General features: G+C 69.2%; 1 protein-coding gene. It reads left to right on the top strand.

Annotated features, from left to right (window positions below):
• Nucleotides 1-2 precede the first annotated feature (2 nt).
• The gene (locus AC3WUT_RS30145; protein WP_492350753.1) at nt 3-1,223 is read left to right on the top strand and encodes a Zn-dependent hydrolase; all 1,221 of its coding nucleotides are present in this window, start codon (nt 3-5) and stop codon (nt 1,221-1,223) included.
• The last annotated feature ends 2 nt before the right edge of the window (nt 1,224-1,225 follow it).

The following is a 1,225-nucleotide window of genomic DNA, read 5'->3' as shown; positions in this document are numbered from 1 at the left end:
CCCTGCGCATCAACGGCGAACGCCTGTGGGACAGCCTGATGACCCTGGCCCGCATCGGCGGCACCGACAAGGGCGGCGTGTGCCGCCTGGCCCTGACCGAGCTCGACCGCCAGGGCCGTGACCTGGTCGTGGGCTGGGCCCGCGACGCCGGCCTGAGCATCACCGTCGACCAGATCGGCAACGTGTTCATGCGCCGCCCCGGCCGCAACAACAGCCTGCCCCCCGTCATGACCGGCAGCCACATCGACACCCAGCCGACCGGCGGCAAGTTCGACGGCAACTACGGCGTGCTGGCCGGCCTGGAGGTGGTGCGCACCTTGAACGACCACGGCATCCAGACCGAGGCCCCGATCGAGGTCGCCTTCTGGACCAACGAAGAGGGCTCGCGCTTCGTGCCCGTGATGATGGGCTCGGGCGTGTTCGCCGGCGCCTTCACCCTGGAACACGCCTACGCCGCCACCGACACCGAGGGCAAGAGCGTCAAGGACGAGCTGGCCCACATCGGCTACATCGGGGACCAGGTGCCGGGCCAGCACCCCATCGGCGCCTACTTCGAGACCCACATCGAGCAGGGCCCGGTGCTGGAGGACCACGACAAGACCATCGGCGTGGTCAGCGCGGTGCTGGGCATCCGCTGGTACGACTGCACCGTGACCGGCATGGAAGCCCACGCCGGCCCCACCCCCATGGGCCTGCGCAAGGACGCGCTGCAGGTCGCTACCCGCGTGATGCAAGAGGTGGTGGCCATCGGCAACCGCTACGCCCCGCACGGGCGTGGCACCGTGGGCATGGTCAACGTGCACCCCAACAGCCGCAACGTGATCCCGGGCCGGGTCAAGTTCTCGATGGACCTGCGCAACAGCACCGACGCGCTGGTCGACCAGATGGACGCCGACATCCGCGCCTACGCGGCCCAGGTGGCCGCCGAGACCGGGCTGAAGATCGAGGTCGAACTGGTGTCGCACTACCCGGCCCAGCCCTTCCACGCCGACTGCGTGAATGCGGTGCAGCGCGCCGCCGAGCGCCTGGGCTACAGCCACATGCCCGCCGTGTCAGGCGCGGGCCACGACGCGGTCTACATGGCCAAGCTGGCGCCCACGGGCATGATCTTCATCCCCTGCAAAGATGGCATCAGCCACAACGAGATCGAAGACGCCAAACCCGAGCACATCACCGCCGGCTGCAACGTGCTGCTGCAGGCCATGCTGGAGCGGGCGGGCTGAAG

It is taken from the genome of Curvibacter sp. EU05-FHT14A10, assembly GCF_058791075.1.
The sequence above is the reverse complement of the archived record's forward strand: the minus strand, read 5'-3'. Positions and strand labels throughout refer to the sequence as shown.